The sequence below is a fragment of the Rhodococcus sp. JCM 9793 genome (assembly GCF_055380405.1).
Window position 1 is genome coordinate 1,866,307 of the sequence record NZ_AP043721.1, and the last position, 15,923, is coordinate 1,882,229.

Below are 15,923 nucleotides of genomic sequence, written 5' to 3' on the forward strand. Positions count from 1 at the left end.
AGGCTCAATCGTCTTGTCTAGTCGCCGATGCGGACGGGCACCGCGCGGGTCTCATCGGGGTGCCGGTGGGTGGGGCCGTTCGGCTGACGCCGCCTCCGACGACGCCGGTTCCGGATGCTGTACCAATAGCCCCACGCGGCGATGCACAGTCCCACAGCCGACAGCAGATCCGATTCGGTGAGCCCATGATTCGGCGTCACCACATACAGGACACGACCCTCGATGGGACCGTTGAGGAGCACCCACAAGCAGGAAGCGACGGCTGCGGCAAGGCTGGACAGCAGATGTGGGCGGGCGAGACACCACGTCGACGCCGCGAAGAGCGAGCACATGGCGACGAGAGAATAGAACTCGACATTCTCCATGTGCGGTCACCGTCCTTCGCGCTGCGTACCTGACCACTGTACTCAGCGCGACGCTGCGCTCGCCGTAGCTGCGCGGGTGTTCTGGCTTACTACAGGCCGCCCTGGACCCCGGTGCGATCGCGCTGCTCACGCATCCACTTCGGTGCGATGAAGATGCCCTCGGCCTCCACACACACCCCGTCGGAGCCGGAGATGAATCCGGTTGCGAACGCCTTCGCACCCTCGATCCGATCGAGATGCGCTTCGCACCGCAGATCACCGAGCGGGGTGGGGCGCCGATACTTCACCGTCAGCGTGCCGGTCATGCCCGGAGCGCCCGCGTGGCGCGCCGTGTCGCCGAGGAGCTGATCGAGCACCATGGCGGAGACCCCGCCGTGCGCGAACCCGGCAGGGCCCTCGTAGCCGGCGTGGAGATGGAAGTCGGCCCACACGCGGCCGTCGTCCTCGAAATGGAAGTCGAGCGGCGGTGCGATCGGATTGCGCAACCCCATCGCCGCGTTGCCCCACGTCCGGAAACTTCCCGAGTCGTTGAAGCGGGTGCCGTACGGACCGGTGTCCCGATTCTGTTCGAGGATCGACCTGGCCTCGGAGAGGTGCTTGCGGGCCGCGAGGATCTCGTCGTCGCCGCCACGCGACTGGATGGACAGCACGATGAGGTCGCGCAGATCCTGGGCCAGCGGCTGGTAACGCGCGGCCTGAGCTGCGATTTCTTCGTCCGACAACCCATCGTTGACGTAGAGCCGGAAGGTGTCGAGCGAGTCCATCATCGTCGGGTATCTCCAAATCCGCGCAAAATCATCTTTCCCATCCGAACAGGGGACATATGCCCTTGTCAAAAGAAGTAGCCGCTGATCGGGACTGCTATCGCCAGCGAGCGGGGGCATCGGAGTCGGCGGAAAGGGGGCGCTGATAGGACAGATCGGACTCGTCCCGGGTGCCCTTGAGGAAGGCCTGCTTCGTGAAGAAGGGCGACTGCAGAAGCGACGCGTCGGCCGAGGCGCTCCACTCCACCGTCGACCTGCGCACCGCGATCCGCCAGGTGCCGTCGCGCTTCTCGAGCCGGTCGATGTATCGACCACTCATCAATTGCACTGTGGACGAACCTTTTCCGAGTAACCCGACGATGACATAGCTTTCGCAGTGCGCGGTATCGCCGTCGATCTCGCACGTGTGGGTGGTGATGTTGTGGGTGTGGGCGTCTGCCGTCGCGGCATGAGTGGAGTTGGCCCAGTCCGCGTAGTCCGGTCCGCTGTTGACGGTCGTGCCGTGCTCGTCGACGCCGTCGTCGTGATAGGTACCGCTGAGAAGATCGGTGTCGTGTCTGTCACACCCGCGCGCATGGTTCGCGACGCAGTCGAGAATCGCAGTCCTGTCCATCAGGTACTGCACGTTGCGTTCGAGGTCGGCGAGGTCGGTCATGCGACGGCCTCCTCGCCCACGAGGGTGGTGCGGTGCAAAAGCCTCGGTGACGTGGCCGAATACGGTACCGCGCGATGCAGCATGCCGGTGTTGTCCCACAGTACGAGGTCGCCGGGCTGCCAGTGGTGACGCAGCGAGAACCGCGGCTGCGTCGACCACGCGAGCAGCCGGCGGATCAGATCGTTGCTCTCCTCTTCCAGCCGGCCGACGACGTGCGAGGCGGTCGCGCCGATCAGCAACGACTTGCGGCCGCTGCGCCGCGTCCATACCAGCGGATGCTCGCGCTCGGGCACGCGCGCCCACGCGGCCTCCTGCTTCTCCGTCGGCTCGGGGTTGGCCAGACGCTGAGCCGCGGCGAAGCTGTGCACCACGCGGAGCGTCGCGAACTCGGCTTTGTCCTCGTCGGAGAGTGCCTCGTACGCCGCGTACGTGTTCGCGAACTCGGTATCGCCGCCCTCGTCGGAGACCTGCAGCGCGGTCAGCAGGGTGCCTTTCTGGGGGATCTCGTCGGTGGCGCCGTCGATGTGCCAATGGAAGGTGCCGGTGTTGTACGACGCGAGGACAGTCTTCGCGGGGTCGAGGCTGATCGCGGACACCTCGGGATGGTCTTCCTGGCCGCCCATCGGTGGGACGACGACCTCGCCGAGCATGCGGCTCAGCGCGACGAGGTCGCTGTCGCTGATCCGCGCTTCGCGGAACACGACGACGCCGTACTCGTCGACGAGTTCCTGGCAGCGTGCGGCAGCCTCCGCCGTGGTGAGTGAGCGTCCGTCGACGCCGGTGACGTACGCGCCGATTTCTTCGGAGATAGGAGTGATGTCGGGAAACAAGGTGCGGCCTCCGGGTCGGGCAAGAAGTAGCTATCGTCATTTTGAGAGTACTATTCTCTCTGATTATAAAGAAGGTTCTCGAGGAGGCTCGTGGTGCGGATCGGGTTGACGGGTGGCGCATCGACCGCCGACAAGATCGTGGGACAGGCACAGAAAGCAGAGGCCGACGGGTTCGCGTCGCTCTGGTACGCGAGCACTGTTGCGGGCGACCCGCTCGCCGCGCTCGCCGTCGCCGGTCGCGAGACCTCGTCCATCGAACTCGGTACCGCGGTGCTGCAGACCTACCCCGTCCACCCGCTGCTGCAGGCGAACCGTGTTGCGGCAGTAGCGGAAGCGATGGGGCGCCCCGGTTTCACCCTCGGGCTCGGCCCGTCGCACGAAAGTCTCGTGCGTGATGCGTACGGCATGTCGTACGACCGGCCCGGCCGCAACACCGAGGAGTACATGCGGATCATCACCGCACTCCTGCACGGCGACGACGTCGACTTTCAGGGCGGCGAATGGAGTACCCGCAGCGAAGGGCGGATGACCTCGGTCGCGCATCCGGTTCCCGTGTTGCTGTCGGCGATGTCGCCTCGGATGCTGCGTGTCGCGGGGGAGTACGCCGACGGCACGGTGCTGTGGATGGCGTCGGCCAAGGTCGTCGAATCCGTCATCTCGCCCGCCATCCGCGCCGCAGCGGAGAAAGCGGGTCGGCCGTCGCCGCGCATCGTCGCGGGGCTGCCGGTCGCGGTGCACGACGACGCCGACGAAGCGCGCGCAGCGGTCGCAGCCACCGCCACCATGTACGCCGGTATGCCGAACTATCAGCGTGTCCTCGAGGTCGGGGGAGCGAGTACCCCCGCCGACGTCGCGATCGTCGGTAACGAAGCCTCCGTCCAGGCTCAACTCCAGGGCCTGCTCGACGCCGGCGCCACCGACATCTGGGCCGCGATCTTCCCCGTCGGCGACGACGTGCGCGGCTCGGTGCAGCGCACGCGGAGCTTCTTGAGTTCGATCACTACCCGGTAGGCGCTTCCCGCGCGGAAATTGGTTCCCCACACCCGTAACGAGGGCTGTCGGAAGCGAATTGCGTCGCGGGAGTTATCCACAACTGCCGGAACCATCCACAGATCTGTCGCTTCCACCGAATCCGGCACGTTGCGTGCGTACTGCGATGCCACTCTCGGCGTCATGACCTCACCGAAACCCTTCCGCCGCAGCGACGCTCTCAGCTCAGGTCTGAGCGATTCCGAGATCCGTCGTGGGCTCCGGACCGGCGAACTGGAGCGCCTCGCTCCCGGAATCTATCTGGATGGCCCAACCGCCGAGGGCCTCGACGCGACCGAACGACATCGAATCCGGGCGCGAACCACGGGGGAAGCACTGCCTGACGGGACCGCGATCAGCCATGTGTCTGCCGCAGTTCTGCACGGACTGGCATTGGGGCGCCCCGACCTGAGCCGTGTCCACGTGAGCCGTGACGGAACATCCGGTGGCCGACGCAGCATCGGACGGCATCTGCATGTGGTCCAGCTCGGCGACGACGTCGTCCAGGTCGACGGAGTGCCGTGTACGTCCCTCGCGCGGACCGTCGCGGACCTTTCCTGCACCGCACCGGTCGACGAGGTCGTGATTGCCGGGGATTCGGCGTTGGCGAGAAACCCGTCGCTGCGGGCGGCACTGGCGGAAGCCCTCGAGTCCCGCGGCCGACGGCAAGGTATCGCCGCGGCGCGACGGATCATCGCGTTTCTCGACGGACGTAGCGAAAGCCCCGGTGAGTCGCTCAGCCGGCTGAGGATGGAACAGATCGGGCTGCCTGCCCCGTCGTTGCAGGAGGTTGTGCACACCCCGGAGGGGGAGTTCGTTGCCCGCACCGACTTCTACTGGAAGGAGCATCGGATCGTCGGCGAATTCGACGGTATGGGCAAGTACGGCGGTGACGGCCCCGACGTTCTTCGTCGGGAGAAGCTTCGGAGCGATCATTCCTCCTTCCCGCGCGCGGCCCAGCTTCCCGCTTCGGCGATTGCTGTTGTCCGAGACTGGCAGGCGCGCGGGAAAGAGTGCGGCGTAGACGACGCCGTGCCCTCACATGGTTGACCGCCAATGCCGTGAACACCACCGTGCTGGCACCTGCGGAGAGTCCCAGCGCCAGGGTGATGCCGGTGTCGGTGGGATTGAGATCCGCGGCGAGGTACGAGGCCAGCACCGAACCCGACAGCGCACTACCGAACGCGCCGCCGACGGTGCGCAGGACCTGGTTGAAGCTGACCGCACTGCCGAGTTCCGTGTCGGCGACCGACCTGGCGATGAGGCCGGGCATCGACGCATACGTCGTTCCCATTCCCACACCGAACAGCATCATTCCGACCAGGATCTCCCAGAGCTGGTCGTGGACCTGCCAGAGGAGGATCGCTCCGATGGCCGTCATTCCGGCGCCCAACGGCAGCAGGGTCGGCAGGTTGATCCGACCCGACAACTTCCGCACGACGCGGTTCGCGGTGAAGCTGCCGACCGACAGTGGGAGCATCACGAAACCCGCCCAGAACAGTGGCAGCCCGATGCCGTACGCCGTCGTCCCGGGTGCCTGAGCGATGATGCTGGCGACGGACAGGCCCATGTACATGGCAGCGCCCAGACCGATCGCGGTGCAGTTCGCGAGCAGGACATCCTTGTGGCGGATGACGCGCAGATTGATCAGCGGATTGGACACCCGCAGTTCGACGCGCACCCAGGTGGCCAGGATCGCCGCCGCGGCGAGGAAGAACCCGAGGGTGGCGACCGAGCCCCAACCCCAGTTCGACCCTTCGCTGACGGCGACCAGCAGCGCGGTCAGGCCGAGGCCCAACAGTGCGGCGCCGAGAACGTCGAACCGGTTTCGTGGGGCGCGGTCGTCGGGGCCGTCCGGGACGACGCGCCAGACCACGATGATCGCTGTCACCAGGAAGACGACGGCGAATGCGAACGCGACGCGGAATCCGAAGCCGCTGGCGAGCATCCCGGTGAGCGGGTAGCCGACGCCGAGTCCGGTCGATACCGTCACCGACAGGCTCGAGATCCCGGGCCGTACCTGCACTTCCGGCAGGTAGCGCCGAGCGAGGGCGATCGTCACCGGGACGATGCCGTACGAAAGGCCCTGCAGCGCACGCCCGATGAGGAAGACGGTGAAGTTGGGGGCGCACGCCGCCATGATCGATCCGACCATGATGATCGCCAACGACGTCAGAAGCAGGCGCTTCTTGTAGGGGCCGTCGCTGAGGCGGCCCATGATCGGTGTGGCCACCGCACCGACGAGCAGGTTGACGGTGAGCATCCACTGGGCGGTGCTGACCGAGACGTCCAGTTCGTGCGAGAGTGTCGGCACCAGCAGCATGCCGAGGGAACTGACGATGGCACTGGTCAGTGCCGTGTAGACGAGGATGGGCAGTAGCGACAGGCGTGAGGTGACGACGCTCATCGGTTCGAGTCCCGGATCGCTTGTGCCAGTGCGGGAAGTGCGACCATCACCGCGTCACGCTCCGCCTCGGACATCTGATCGAGGAGTTGCTGCAGCGCTTCGGACCGCTGGCCTCGTCGTTGTCCGATCACGTCGCGACCAAGGGCGGTGCTCTCGACGAGGACTCTGCGCCCGTCGCTGCTGTCGGGGGCGCGACGGACCAGCCCCGATTTCTCCAGCCGGGTGATGAGCTGAGTCATGTTGGGTTGGGAGGCGTGTTCGGCGCGGGCGAGCGCTGTGATCGACTGCGGACCCTCCCGGACCAGCCGGCTGAGCGCGGACGATGCCGAACTGCTCAGGTCTCCGGCCGTGGAGCGGGAACGTACGAATCGAACCAGTTGTTCGACGGCGAGCACCAGATCGTCACCGGTCTCCAGGGGGTGGGCGACATTCGAGGCTCGTTTTTGCATAAGCAAATTATGTAATTGTGGGGATGCCTCGTCAAGCGAGGGCGGTGCTCGCCGGGCTACCGCGGGGGACGCTGAAGGGTGATCGTCAGCAGCGTGAGCAGCTTGTCGTCCGCGCCGGAATCGACGAGTGCGACCTTGATCACCGAGTGGTCGTCAGCGTCGCGGACGACCGTGCCGTGCGACCGCGCCGGGCCCTTCTTCACCTGCGCCAGGTAATGGACCTGGATGTCGGTGGCAACGAGGTCCGGGCGCATCGCGTGTGCGGCGGCCTCGCCGAGCAGAGCCTGCGCGCCGCCCTGGATGGTGCCGATGGAATTGGCGACGAAACTGGTGAGATCGAGCTCGAACTCCCCGTTGGCGGCGTCGACCTCGCGAAGGTTCAGGCGCGAGAAGACGTCATCGTCGATGGCGACGGGCGGGTATTCACGGAGGGTCCCGACCCACTGTTCGGGTGTGTAGGACGCGACGTCGCCGTGGATCGCGGCGGAGCGGGGTAGGCGCACGAACGTCACGAGACCGCGCGCGGCGAGAGTGAGGCCGCCCGTGCCCGGGGTGTCGATCGAGTTCGCGATCTCACGGAGATCGGTGACGCCGTGCGTGTCGTACACGTCGGTCTCCACCAGGATCGTCTTCTTGCCGACGCGGATCAGCTTGGCGTCGACCGCGATCGGGCCCGGTCGCAGGAAACCTGCGGCGTGGATCGACAGGTCCTGCGTCGCGGTCCAGTCGGGGGAACCCACGACGAGGGCGGGGGACGACGCGACGATGTCGACCAGTGTTGTGAGGAACCCGAGTGACGCCGTGCCGCACGGGTTGCACAGCTTCTCGGTGACGATCGCACCCATGATCGCGCGGTCCCTCGAAACCTGCAGCGACTTGATGCCGAAATCCGAGGTGAAAGTGTTGTCTGCGGACACGGTCATCCCTCCCTGTGTGGAAATGTCATTCTCAATCATGGAAATGACTCTTCCATAAAAGTGCGCAGAGCGGGAGAGCCAGGTTCAGCCGCGGTGACCGGCCCCGTCCGTCGTCAACCGGATGTAGAGGAGCTTGTCGCGCGCAGCCAGGGCACTGACCTCGGGCGATCCCACCCGGAACAGGCTTCCGTTGCGCTCGACCCCGAGCACGATCTGACCCAGATGACGGGGGTCCTGACCGACCTCCTCGAGGTCCACATCGCGCTCGGCGATGGTGAAACCCTCCTCCGGAGTGAGGATGTCCTCGATCATGTCGACCGCGCGAGGTGAGCTCCGCGCGGCACCGAGGAGGCGTCCGGCGGTCTCCGACGAGACCACCACCGAGTCGGCGCCGGAGCGACGCAGCAGATGCGCATTCTCGGATTCGCGGATCGAGACGACGATCTTCGCGTTCGGATTGATCTCGCGGGCGGCGAGGGTGATGAGCACGGCGGTGTCGTCGCGGTTCGCGGCGACGATGACCGACGCCGCGCGCTGCACCCCCGCGACACGCAACACGTCCTGTTTGGTCGCCGAACCGTGCACGGTCACCAGGCCCTGTCCGGCCGCGCTCTCGAGGACGACGGGATCGGTATCGACCACCACGATCTGTGACGGTGGGACCTCGTCGCCGAGCATGGCGTCGACGGCCGAGCGGCCCTTGGTGCCGTACCCGAGGACGACGGTGTGGTCGCGGACCCGGCGTCGCCAACTCTGGATACGGAACGTCTGACGTGACGTCTCGGTCAATGCACCCAGCGTCGTACCGACCAGCACGATGAGGAAGAAGACGCGCAGCGGCGTGATGACGAGGACGTTCATCAGTCGCGCGGACGGGGTGATCGGGGTGATGTCGCCGTAGCCGGTGGTCGAGAGCGACACCGACGCGTAGTAGAAGCAGTCGAGCAGCGACAGCTCGTTGTCCTGCGCATCCCGGTAGCCGTCGCGGTCGATGTAGACGAGCGCCACCATCACCAGCAGGGCTGCCAGGGCGTAGCCGATGCGACGCACGATCGCGCGCGCCGGACTCGTCGACGTCTGGGGGACTCTCAGCACACCGACGAGAGCGAAGTCGGGGCGCTCCGTGAGCTGATCGGACCGGCTGAACCGGGCTCGCAACCTATCGGGCATTACGTCACTCTTACACGCGAGTGGCCGCTCCGTCGAAGTATCAGGTGACGACGACCTTGCGGAGATCGGTGCGGGTGGTGCGATAGATCTCCACGAGGTCGGCGTCGTCGCCGCGTTCGATGTGCCGGACCCAGGTGTCGAACGCGATGCGTGAGGCCACACCGGCCGATTCGACGAGTAGTCGCGCGAACGATTCGGAGCGGAGTCCGCGCAGGCGCTCGGCGACGCTGGTGCTGATCCGGCACATGGCGAGGGCGTCGGCGGCGAACGCGGCGGCACGCAAGTGGTCGTCGGACGTGATGAGCCGGCGGGTGCGCAGGATGCGATCGCGCGTGTCCTCGGAGCTCGTCACGAGTCGCTGCAGGGAACGCTCGTAGAAGGCTTCGATACCGGTGAGGTTGATGTCTTCCGGCGGAACCGACTCGAGCCACTCGACGATTTCGGTTTCGAGTTCGCGGTCCGGACCCCACACGGAGTCCTCTTTGGTGGTGAAGCACCGGAAGAACGTGCTCGAGGACACACCGGCCGCACGGGCGATCTCGTCGACGGTCGTCGTGGCGAATCCCTGGAGTTCGAACAGCTCCAGGGCGACCCTCGAAATCTCGAGACGCGTCTCCTGCCTGCGTCGTTCCCGCAGGTCGGGGACACGTGGCTGGGTTTTCTGGGTCATCGGTGGGGTTCCTTTCACCTCGGACCGCAACGTTGAGAGTCCGCGCCAATCTAACAGTAGAAATCAAGTTGACAGTGACTTCCAGATCGGGCGAGACTTTCAGGGTTGTCGCATTCGCGATCGATATACCCCTTCAGGAAGTAACCGGATATGCAGTCACCTCAGTTGGAAGGCCAGACCGACGTCGGTCCCCAGGCCGATCTGGAACCGGGTAGCAAGGTGCTGATCGGTGTCCTCGTCGTCGCGGCATTCGTGATGATCCTGAACGAGACGATCATGAGCGTCGCGTTGCCGCCGTTGATGGTCGATCTCGACATCACCGCGAGCACCGCCCAGTGGCTCACCACCGGCTTCATGCTCACCATGGCCGTCGTCATCCCGATCACCGGCTATCTCTTCGAGCGGTTCACGCTCCGTCAGGTGTTCATCGCGTCGATGAGCGTGTTCAGCCTCGGCACGTTGCTCGCGGCGTCCGCGCCGGGATTCGAGATGCTCCTCGCCGGTCGCGTGACGCAGGCCGCAGGCACCGCCATCATGCTTCCGTTGCTGATGACGACGGTGCTGCGCGTGGTGCCCGCCCACAAGCGCGGCGGCATGATGGGCATCATCTCGATCGTCATCTCCGTGGCACCTGCCATCGGGCCCACGATCTCCGGCATCATCCTCGACGCCCTCGACTGGCGCTGGATGTTCTGGATCGTCCTGCCCGTCGCGCTCATCGCGTTCGCCATCGGTGTCGTGCTGGTCAAGAACCTCACCGAGCCGAAGAAGGTCCCGCTCGACGTCCTGTCGGTCATCCTGTCCGTCTTCGCGTTCGGCGGCATCGTCTACGGCCTGAGCAGCATCGGTCATTCGGCGGAGGAGTCGAGCATCCCGGTGTGGGTGCCGCTCGTCGTCGGTGTGGTGGCGTTGGCCGTGTTCGTGATGCGTCAGCTGTCGCGGCAGAAGGACGGACGCGCCCTGCTCGACATGCGCCCGTTCGGGTACCCGGTGTTCAGCATCGGCCTGAGCATGGTGGTCGTCAGCATGATGGCGATGTTCGGCGCGTTGATCCTGCTGCCGCTGTACCTGCAGAACGTGCGCGGCCTCGACACCCTCGAGACCGGTCTGCTGATGCTCCCGGGCGGTCTGGCGATGGGTCTGCTGTCGCCGTTCGTCGGACGCTTCTACGACCGTATCGGTGCGCGACCTCTCGTCATCCCGGGGGCGATCGTCGTCAGTGCGGCGCTGTGGTTGATGACGCTCCTCGACGCGGAGTCGCCGACGCCGCTGATCGTCTGCATCCACATGATGTTGATGCTCGGCCTCGCATCGGTGATGACGCCGCTGATGACGTCGTCGCTGGGAGCGGTGCCGGCCGAGCTGTACTCCTACGGCAGCGCGATCTTCAACACCGTCCAGCAGCTGGCCGGTGCAGCAGGTACCGCGCTGTTCATCACGGTCATGACCGTGACCGCGACGTCTGCCGCATCCGACGGTGCGAGCGAGCTCGCGGCGAATCAGGACGGCATCCACATGGCGTTCTTGTGCGGTGGCATCGTGTCGCTGCTGGCTGTGGTCGCGGCGTTCTTCATCCGGAAGCCCGCGACGACGCTCGCCGAAGCGCAGTAAGCAGGGCAGAGGTAAACCTCGCAGGGCTGGTGGCTTCCCACTGGCCCTGCGAGGTTCTTGTGTGTGCTGCTCACTTGCCTCAGATGTCGAGGAAGACGGTCTCGCGTCCGCCGTCGGGGGTGTCCTGCAACCGGATATCCAAGGTGTAGACGGGCTTTCCGTCGCGCTCGCTGCGCTTGGCGACCAGCGTATCGCGGCGGACTTCCCACTCGATCGAACTCAGCAGAGGGTCGGCGGCGTTGGCGTCGGTCTCGTCGTCGAAGTAGAGCCGCGTATGCAGGCCGACGTTGATGCCGCGCGCGAACAACACCATCAGCACGTGCGGGGCCTGGGTCTTGCCGTTGTTTCCGGGCACAGCGCCGGGCTTGATGGTCTCGAACGTGTAGACGCCCGTGTCGAAGTCGCCGCCTGTACGACCCCACCCGCGGAACGACGGATCGACGTCCTTGTCCTGGGTGTCGCCGGGGTGGGCGTACTTGCCGTCGGCATTGGCCTGCCAGATCTCGATGAGCACGTCGCGGACCGCGGTGCCGGAACCGTCGAATACCCTTCCCTCGAGCGTGATTCGCTCGCCGCGCGTGTCGTCGGTGACGAGCACGTTGCCGAAGTTGTTCTCGAAGATGTCGAATCCGGCCTGCTGCGGCGCGAGACCGATGTGCACGTACGGCCCACCCGTCTGCGAGGGGGTCTCGGGGCGACGCTGCACCATGGGCAGCGGTGTGAGCGGCTGGTTCATGGTGGCTCCCTATGCGTTCTCGAAGAAAGTGGCGCGGCGGCCCCGCAGCGTGATGTCGAACCGGTAGGCGCGGGCGTCGAACGGGGCGTCGTTCGCGGTGTCGGCCTGGGCGATCAGGCTGCGCACCTGGTCGCGGGAGGGGATGGTCGCGGCGATGGGGCACTGCTCGATCAGCGGGTCGCCCTCGAAGTACGACTGCGTGATCAGACGTTGCGCCCAGCCGTCGCCCATGATCGAGAAGTGAATGTGCGCGGGACGCCAGGCGTTGGCGCTGTTGCCCCACGGGTACGGGCCCGGTTTGATGGTGCGGAAGAAGTAGTAGCCGTTGTCGTCGGTGATCATCCGGCCGCAACCGCCGAAGTTCGGGTCGATCGGCGCGAGATGGTACGAGTCCTTCTTGTGCCGGTAGCGGCCCCCGGCGTTGGCCTGCCATGCTTCGACGAACGCGCCCTTCACGGGTTTTCCGAACTCGTCGCGGACGTAGCCGTGCATGATGATCCGCTCGCCGATCGGCAGACCGCCGTGCGCGAAGTTGAGGATCAGGTCGTTGTCGAGTTCGCCGAGCTCGCTTGCGGTGATCAGCGGAGCGGTCTTCTCCGACACCGTGTTCCGCGGTGAGATGAGCGCATTGCGCGGGGAACGCAGGACCGACGTGCGGTAACCCGGCGTGAGCGCCGGGGGATGCTGCGTGTGGTCGCGCTCGACGAACTCGCCGTATGCGCTTCTTCCAGCGATGCTCATGAAGCGGCTCCTGTCGTGGGCTGTGGGTTACATCTACGCTATGTGCGCCGAACTCTCATGTAAATTGACGATTCGGGCCAAGTTGCATAACTTCTGGTAATGGATCTTCACGGTCGTATCCGGTTACGGCACCTGAGCTGCTTCGTTGCGGTAGCGCACGAACGCCACGTCGGTCGTGCCGCCGAACGGCTGCACCTGAGCCAGCCCGCCGTCACCAAGACCATCAACGAACTCGAGCTCCTCGCCGGGATGAAACTGCTGGACAGAGGCCGTCACGGCGCCGTCCCCACCGCCGCGGGTGAACGCTTTCTCGACCACGCCGAACGCGTCGTCCAGGCCTTCGACACCGCGATCGCGGGATTGGCGGGCGCCGGCGAATCCGAGCACACGACCGTGCGCATCGGGGCGTTGCCGTCGGCCGCGTCGGTGCTGCTCCCCGAGGTGCTCGGAGGGCTGCGCGCGCAGCACCCCGAGCTCGACGTCCGCCTCCGCACCGCCACCAACACCGAACTGCTCGCGGCGCTGCGCGTGGGCGACGTCGACGTGATGATCGGACGGATGAGCGACCCCGAGACCATGGCCGGTCTGTCGTTCGAGCTGCTCTATGCCGAGGCGCTCGCTTTTGTGGTCCGCCCCGGTCATCCGTTGGTGGGCACACGGGCGACGTTCCCCGCGATGTGCGAATACCCGCTGGTCGTCGGGGCGGCAGGTACCGTTCCGCGACACCACACCGACGTGCTCCTGCGACGACACGGCCTCGAATTACCTCCGGGCACCGTCGAGACCCTCGACGTCGCGGTCGCCGCCGCATACGCGCGCGAATCCGACGCCGTATGGGTGGCTCCCGAGCGCGTCCCCGGGCGGGACATCGCCGACGGGAGGCTCGCTCGGCTGCCCGTCGACACCGTCGGCACGGCCGAAACGATCGGCGTGATCCGCTCGGCTGCGGCGGCGTCCGCTATCGTCGACGACGTTGCTGCGCTGTTGCGCCGAGCCGGCCATGGCACAGTCGGTGCGTGAAACCGCGCTCTGGCGCAGCTTTTCCGAGTGAACCCGATCCGATCCCGAGGTCTCCGATGTCACACCCCCACCAGGAATCCACCCGCGGGCCGTTGTTCGATCCTGTCTTCGGGGCCGACGACATGGCACCCGAGGTGTCGGACCGCGCGTGGATCGGAGCGCTGCTCGAGGTCGAGGCCGCGATCACCGCCGGCGCCGTCGGGATCGGGCGTGCGACCGAAGCGGACGCCGCTGCCGTGGCCGTTGCCGCCACCGAACTCGCCCGCGACCTCGACCCTGCCGAACTCGGTGCCCTTGCCGTGGCAGGTGGGAATCCCGTCATCCCGCTCGTGAAGCTGCTCCGCGATCGCGCCGCCGCCCCCGCGACCGCCGTGCACGTCGGCGCAACCAGCCAGGACGTCATGGACACCGCGCTGGTGCTCCTCGCGCGTCGTGCCGGACGACGCATCCTCGACCACCTCGCCGCGGCCGCCGACGCTGCTGCAGATCTCGCCCGAGCACATCGCGCGACACCGATGATCGCGCGCACCCTCGGCCAGCAAGCCCTTCCCACCACGTTCGGCGCTCTCGTCGCCGGGTGGCTCACCGGACTCGACGACGCCCGCATCGAACTCGACCGCGCCCTCTCGGCGCTGCCCGTGCAGTACGGAGGTGCCGCCGGCACCCTTGCCGCCGTCGCACCCGACGGGATGTACTTCGCCGACGACCTCGCCGACCGCCTCGGACTCGCGCGCGCCACCATCCCGTGGCACACCGTGCGCACGCCGATGACGCGGCTCGCGGCGGCGCTCGGTGTCGCGGCAGGCGCAGTGTCGAAACCCGCGACCGACGTGGTGCTCATGGCCATGACCGAGATAGGTGAAGTCTCCGAAGACTCACCGGGCGGTTCATCGGCCATGCCGCACAAGCGAAATCCAGTGGCTGCCATCGCGGCGAGGGCTGCCGCGCGTCGGGTGCCGGGGCTCGTCGCGACCGTGTTGTCGTCGGCCGACCACGAATTCGCCCGCGCCGCGGGGTCGTGGCATGCGGAGTGGGAGGTCGTTGCGGATCTGCTTCGTCTCACCGGCGGTGCTGCACAACGGCTTTCCGTGAGTCTCAGTGGACTGCACGTGCACGTCGATGCTCTCGACCGCAACCTCGGGCTCACCGGTGGCGCGGTGCTGGCCGAGAAGGTGGCGAGCGCACTGTCGCGACACGTCGACGATGCGCGAGCCGTCGTCACCGACGCCGCTGTCTCCGGAATCCCGCTCGACGCAGACCCGCGCATCACCGCGCACCTGTCGGCCGATGACTTGGCCGAACTCCTCGATCCCACCCGCTATCTCGGGCACGCCGCCGATCTGGTCGACCGTGCCCTCGCCCGACACGGAGGACTGTGATGACATCACTCGCCTACGAACGACACGGTGATCCCGCCGCCCCGTCGGTACTGCTACTGGGGTCGCTCGGTTCCGACCGGAGGATGTGGTCGCCACAGATCGTGGCATTGTCGCCGATCGCCGACGTCATCGCGGTCGACCATCGTGGGCACGGTGAATCTGATTCTGCTGCAGGTGCCTACACGGTGGCCGAACTCGCCGGAGATGTTCTGACACTGCTCGACGAGCTGGGGGTCGACGCGGTGCACGTCGTCGGCCTGTCACTAGGTGGTTCGGTCGGGCAGTGGCTTGCCGCCCATCGCCCGGAGCGGGTGCGGTCGCTGACCTTGCTGTGCACGGCCGCGGTGTTCGAGCCGGCTCAGCAGTGGCGTGACCGCGCGGAGACGGTGCTCGCCGACGGGGCGGGTTCGATTGCCGAGCAGATCGTAGGACGCTGGTTCACGGCCGATCTGGCGGAACGCGACCCCGAGCTGGTCCAGCGGCACGTCGCGATGGTGTCGGCGACGTCGGACGACGGATACGCCGGCTGCTGCGAGGCCCTCGCCGAATTCGACGGTCGCGCCGACCTCGCGCGGATCGTCGCTCCGACGCTCGTGATCGCGGGGGCACAAGACCCGGCGACCCCACCCGACGTCATGCGCGAACTGGCCGACGGGATCGCCGATGCCGACTTCCACGTCCTCGATCCGGGCGCGCATCTGGTGAGCGTCGAGCAGGCGGGTCGCGTGACCGCCCTGATCCGAGCCCACCTCACCCGGTCGGAACAGGTGGGCGCCTACCGGTCTGCGGCCGTCGACGTGGGAATGCGGATGCGACGCTCCGTGCTCGGTGACGCGCACGTGGACCGTGCGATGTCGCAGGCCACGGCGTTCACGGAGCCGTTCCAGGACTTCATCACCCGCACGGCGTGGGGCGACATCTGGGCGCGCCCCGGACTCGACCACCACACCCGACGGCTGCTCACCCTCGCGATCCTCACCGCAGTCGGCAACGAGCACGAACTCGACATGCACATCCGTGCGGCACTGCGAGCGGGCGTGGATCCCGACGAACTCATCGAGGTCTTCCTCCACACCGCTGTCTATGCGGGTGTGCCCAACAGCAACCGCGCCTTTGCGATGGGGAAGCAGGCGTTGGCGGATCTCGAATCCGCCGGGAAGTAAGCAACACAAATGTGAGG

16 protein-coding genes and 1 pseudogene are annotated in these 15,923 nt (G+C 66.6%); 6 read left to right on the forward strand and 11 right to left on the reverse strand.

Annotation, left to right across the window (positions count from 1 at the left end; translation table 11 throughout):
- Window positions 1-17: 17 nt before the first annotated feature.
- The 4 genes from ACZ46K_RS10890 to ACZ46K_RS10905 all read right to left on the reverse strand — a co-directional run bounded on the left by ACZ46K_RS10890 (window position 18) and on the right by ACZ46K_RS10905 (window position 2,614).
- Window positions 18-365: a hypothetical protein gene (locus ACZ46K_RS10890; protein WP_054807608.1), complete on the reverse strand. Its 348-nt coding sequence runs from the start codon at window positions 363-365 to the stop codon at window positions 18-20.
- 89 nt (window positions 366-454) lie between these two features.
- The gene (locus ACZ46K_RS10895; protein ID WP_464748185.1) at window positions 455-1,132 is read right to left on the reverse strand and encodes a PaaI family thioesterase; all 678 of its coding nucleotides are present in this window, start codon (window positions 1,130-1,132) and stop codon (window positions 455-457) included.
- A gap of 94 nt (window positions 1,133-1,226) precedes the next feature.
- Window positions 1,227-1,784 (reverse strand): nuclear transport factor 2 family protein, encoded by a 558-nt coding sequence (locus tag ACZ46K_RS10900; protein ID WP_054807607.1) that lies wholly within the window; start codon window positions 1,782-1,784, stop codon window positions 1,227-1,229.
- The gene (locus ACZ46K_RS10905) at window positions 1,781-2,614 is read right to left on the reverse strand and encodes a TauD/TfdA dioxygenase family protein (RefSeq protein ID WP_464748187.1); all 834 of its coding nucleotides are present in this window, start codon (window positions 2,612-2,614) and stop codon (window positions 1,781-1,783) included. The genes ACZ46K_RS10900 and ACZ46K_RS10905 overlap by 4 nt, the downstream gene beginning before the upstream one ends.
- 93 nt (window positions 2,615-2,707) lie before the next feature.
- Between ACZ46K_RS10905 and ACZ46K_RS10910 the strand changes: the two genes are divergently transcribed.
- Both ACZ46K_RS10910 and ACZ46K_RS10915 read left to right on the forward strand, forming a co-directional pair.
- Window positions 2,708-3,625 carry a TIGR03564 family F420-dependent LLM class oxidoreductase gene (locus ACZ46K_RS10910; protein WP_464749285.1) on the forward strand — a complete coding sequence of 306 codons (918 nt, stop codon included), beginning with the start codon at window positions 2,708-2,710 and terminating at the stop codon, window positions 3,623-3,625.
- A 162-nt stretch (window positions 3,626-3,787) separates the two neighbouring features.
- Entirely contained in the window at window positions 3,788-4,693 is a 906-nt protein-coding gene (locus tag ACZ46K_RS10915; RefSeq protein WP_464748189.1) for a type IV toxin-antitoxin system AbiEi family antitoxin domain-containing protein, read from the forward strand.
- On the opposite strand, the pseudogene ACZ46K_RS10920 reads toward ACZ46K_RS10915, so the two are convergent.
- From ACZ46K_RS10920 to ACZ46K_RS10940, 5 genes and pseudogenes are all read right to left on the reverse strand, one after another.
- Window positions 4,674-6,050: pseudogene (locus tag ACZ46K_RS10920) on the reverse strand (MFS transporter); the annotation flags it as partial. The gene ACZ46K_RS10915 and the pseudogene ACZ46K_RS10920 sit on opposite strands and share 20 nt — an antisense overlap.
- Window positions 6,047-6,499, reverse strand: a complete 453-nt coding sequence (locus ACZ46K_RS10925) for a MarR family transcriptional regulator (RefSeq protein ID WP_054810642.1) — start codon at window positions 6,497-6,499, stop codon at window positions 6,047-6,049. The pseudogene ACZ46K_RS10920 and the gene ACZ46K_RS10925, both read right to left, overlap by 4 nt.
- Before the next feature lie 56 nt (window positions 6,500-6,555).
- A complete protein-coding gene (locus ACZ46K_RS10930; protein WP_464748191.1) occupies window positions 6,556-7,422 on the reverse strand; it encodes a PaaI family thioesterase in 867 nt (288 codons plus the stop codon).
- A gap of 78 nt (window positions 7,423-7,500) precedes the next feature.
- Window positions 7,501-8,586, reverse strand: coding sequence for a potassium channel family protein (locus tag ACZ46K_RS10935; protein ID WP_054806873.1), 1,086 nt, complete (start codon window positions 8,584-8,586; stop codon window positions 7,501-7,503).
- 40 nt (window positions 8,587-8,626) lie between these two features.
- Window positions 8,627-9,256 (reverse strand): TetR family transcriptional regulator, encoded by a 630-nt coding sequence (locus tag ACZ46K_RS10940; RefSeq protein WP_378556101.1) that lies wholly within the window; start codon window positions 9,254-9,256, stop codon window positions 8,627-8,629.
- Between the two features lie 150 nt (window positions 9,257-9,406).
- Between ACZ46K_RS10940 and ACZ46K_RS10945 the strand changes: the two genes are divergently transcribed.
- The gene (locus ACZ46K_RS10945) at window positions 9,407-10,867 is read left to right on the forward strand and encodes a DHA2 family efflux MFS transporter permease subunit (RefSeq protein ID WP_054810774.1); all 1,461 of its coding nucleotides are present in this window, start codon (window positions 9,407-9,409) and stop codon (window positions 10,865-10,867) included.
- A gap of 79 nt (window positions 10,868-10,946) precedes the next feature.
- Here the strand turns inward: ACZ46K_RS10945 and pcaG are convergent, their stop codons facing one another.
- A complete protein-coding gene (gene pcaG, locus ACZ46K_RS10950; protein WP_054806874.1) occupies window positions 10,947-11,603 on the reverse strand; it encodes a protocatechuate 3,4-dioxygenase subunit alpha in 657 nt (218 codons plus the stop codon).
- Between the two features lie 9 nt (window positions 11,604-11,612).
- A complete protein-coding gene (pcaH, locus tag ACZ46K_RS10955) occupies window positions 11,613-12,344 on the reverse strand; it encodes a protocatechuate 3,4-dioxygenase subunit beta (protein WP_464748193.1) in 732 nt (243 codons plus the stop codon).
- Window positions 12,345-12,443: 99 nt separating this feature from the next.
- Here pcaH and ACZ46K_RS10960 point away from each other — a divergent pair, with 99 nt between their 5' ends.
- Genes ACZ46K_RS10960 through pcaDC form a run of 3 tightly spaced genes read left to right on the forward strand, consistent with a single transcriptional unit; the run spans window position 12,444 to window position 15,906 of the window.
- Window positions 12,444-13,364 carry a LysR substrate-binding domain-containing protein gene (locus tag ACZ46K_RS10960; protein ID WP_464748195.1) on the forward strand — a complete coding sequence of 307 codons (921 nt, stop codon included), beginning with the start codon at window positions 12,444-12,446 and terminating at the stop codon, window positions 13,362-13,364.
- Between the two features lie 56 nt (window positions 13,365-13,420).
- Window positions 13,421-14,743, forward strand: coding sequence for a lyase family protein (locus ACZ46K_RS10965; protein ID WP_464748197.1), 1,323 nt, complete (start codon window positions 13,421-13,423; stop codon window positions 14,741-14,743).
- Window positions 14,743-15,906 (forward strand): bifunctional 3-oxoadipate enol-lactonase/4-carboxymuconolactone decarboxylase PcaDC, encoded by a 1,164-nt coding sequence (pcaDC, locus tag ACZ46K_RS10970; RefSeq protein WP_054810954.1) that lies wholly within the window; start codon window positions 14,743-14,745, stop codon window positions 15,904-15,906. The genes ACZ46K_RS10965 and pcaDC overlap by 1 nt, the downstream gene beginning before the upstream one ends.
- Window positions 15,907-15,923: the final 17 nt, after the last annotated feature.